1 protein-coding gene and 2 pseudogenes are annotated in these 2,672 nt (G+C 59.8%); all 3 read left to right on the top strand.

Annotated features, from left to right (window positions below; translation table 11 throughout):
• Positions 1-656 (top strand): annotated as a pseudogene (locus EAV90_RS38980) (AI-2E family transporter); the annotation flags it as partial.
• Positions 653-1,345, top strand: a complete 693-nt coding sequence (locus EAV90_RS38975) for a GAF domain-containing protein (RefSeq protein ID WP_129146461.1) — start codon at positions 653-655, stop codon at positions 1,343-1,345. The pseudogene EAV90_RS38980 and the gene EAV90_RS38975, both read left to right, overlap by 4 nt.
• Positions 1,346-1,804: 459 nt before the next feature.
• Positions 1,805-2,672, top strand: a pseudogene (locus EAV90_RS41095) (IS630 family transposase); the annotation flags it as partial.

Here is a 2,672-nt window from a genome sequence, read left to right as displayed (position 1 = left end):
GGACGATGCTGTGGGGACCCGTTGGGCTATTCCTGGCGACACCTTTGACCGTCTGCCTGGTCGTCATCGGGCGCTACGTCCCGCAGTTGGAATTCTTGGGCGTTCTGCTTGGCAGCGATCCTGTGCTCGCGCCGGAGGAGCAGCTCTATCAGCGTTTATTGGCTGGCAATATCGAGGAGGCGGTCGAGTTCGCCGAAAACTATGTCGACGAGTGTTCCTCGCGCGAGCTGTACGATAACGTAGGCATTCCAGCTCTGCGCTTGGCGGAAAATGATCGTCAGCGCAGCAGCACAGACACGAACTACCGGCGCCTTGTCGCGGAAACGGCCATCTCGGTTGTGCGGGAGGTTGACGACCACGTCCGCGAGAAAGCGTCTGCTGTGGAAGTGGGAAATCATCTGACGCAACAACCATGCGTCCTTTGTCTCGCCGGACGTACGGAGCTTGACCATGCAGCGTCGGAGATGCTCGCCCAGGTACTTCAGGAACGCAACGTCGGGGCCAAAGTCCTGCCGCCGATCGTGGTGAGCCGGGGAGCATTGGAGCAGCTTGATCTCCAAGGGGTAGACGTGGTGTGCCTGTCCTATTTTACCCGCAGCCCCAGGTCTATGCGCGCTATGTCTTTCGTCGCCTACGTCGACGGGCTCCCCAAGTGAAGTTTGCCGTCTGCTGCTGGAATTTGATTGCCGGAATGGAACACGCGGAAGAGCTCAAGAGGCAAATGGCGGCCGACGCAGCATTCGCATCTCTGCAAGCCTGCACCGAGCAGGTGGAGGCATGGATCGGTCGGGCAGCAGTTCGCGGCGATGCGCCCCAGGTTACGGCTGAGGCCGAGCGGGCGCAGCTCACCGCGCTACGCAGCCTTGGCTTGGATGCCTCGAAACGTCAGGCCTTGGATGAGGCGTCCAAAAAGATTGGGCAAGCCTTCAACGTTCCGATCGCGCTGGTATCCTTGGTCGATGAGACTCATCCAACTGCCGCTGACAGCCTCCCCCAGGAAGTTCAAACAGGTCTGCAGGGCAATCACGAGGGCTCCCTCGACGCCCATGTGATCGCTGCAGACGATATGCTGGTTTGCGAGGATGTCACCGAGGATCCGCGCTTCGCCGATGATCCGCGTGTGCTGGAGAGAGGCATTCGCTTCTACGCAGGAGTCCCGCTGAGAACTTTGTCCGGTCATGTCGTGGGTTGCCTTTGTGTAATCGATACCGAACCGCGGGAGTTCACTGAGCGAGATCGACACCGTCTGCAGGAAGTGGCGAACCAATTGATGGCCGATATCCAGAACGCCCAAGCGACCAATGACGTCTATTCTGAAAGAACTCGAACATCGGATGAAACATGACCAAGTTCGCGGTACCACGTCCCTGTGCAGATCCTGATGCCGCGGCGCGCCGGCTAGTCCAGCTCGCCGCTAGCATCGAACCGGTTCAGGACGACCGCATCCAGAGAGGATCAACGCGCCTTTCCTCTTCACCCTGAAGGGCAGAGCGTCCGAGTTCGGCGCCGGCATAAAGTACGCCGTCCAGCACGGGTGGCTAGAGCTCCACGAGAGCGGGACAAATGTGCGATTGAAATCCGACAGCCAGAAGCTGATCCGAGATAATCAAGGCGCTCCGGGTGACCCCCTGGCGCCGTAATCATCTGAACTCTCGCGCACCAGCCGGGCAACTCTGCGAGGCCCGTCCCATACCTCAACGGAAGAATGTCCGTCTAGAGCATGTTGTTTTTGGCTGGAATCGGGATTCCCACCGGGAGCGATTTCTGATTCAACATCCATGCTGGAGGGCGGAGGCCGGCATGGATGACGCGACCCTATTCGGAAGACATCCGGGAACGGGCTTTGGCGCGAGCTGATGCGGGAGAAACAGTTCGTTCGATTGCCGAGGCGCTCCAGATCAGCGCCTCCTGCGTGACGAAGTGGAAGAATCTGAGACGGGATACCGGAGGCCTGTCACCTGGCCAAATCGGCGGCCACAAGAAGCGGGTTCTGTCGGATGCCAACGCCGACTGGCTGCGCAAACGCATTCGCTCGGGGCCATTCACTTTGCGCAAGCTGACGCAGGAACTGGCTGCACGCGGGATCAAGACAGACGTGCGGGCGGTGTGGACTTTTTGTTCACACCGAAGGGCTCAGCTTCAAAAAAAACGATTCTACCAGCCGAGCAGGATCGTCCCGACGTCGCCCGTAAGCGGACCCGCTGGAAAGCACATCAAGGCAGGATCGACGTCGCGCGGTTGGTGTTTATCGACGAGACGTGGATCAAAACCAATATGGCACCACTGCGCGGCTGGGGGCCTTGCGGGCAGCGCCTCCAAGCCTCTGCACCTTTCGGCCATTGGAAGACAATGACCTTCATCGCGGCGCTGCGTCACGATCGGATCAGCGCGCCTTGGGTGATTGATGGTCCCATCAATGGTGAGCTCTTCACGCTGTACGTCGAGAAGGTGTTGGCACCCACCCTCGCACCGGGTGAGATCGTCGTTCTCGACAATCTTGGCAGCCACAAGGGCAAAGCGGCTCGCCAAGCCATCCGCGCCAGAGGCGCCCACCGCATCTTCTTGCCGCCCTACAGCCCGGACCTCAATCCGATCGAGCAGGTCTTCGCCAAACTCAAACATCTCATGCGAGCTGCCGAGCCCCGTGACGTGGAGGCAACCTGGAGAAAGGT

Source organism: Bradyrhizobium vignae, from assembly GCF_004114425.1.
GTDB classification, from domain to species: Bacteria; Pseudomonadota; Alphaproteobacteria; order Rhizobiales; family Xanthobacteraceae; genus Bradyrhizobium; species Bradyrhizobium vignae.
This window is presented reverse-complemented; position numbering and strand designations above follow the sequence as displayed.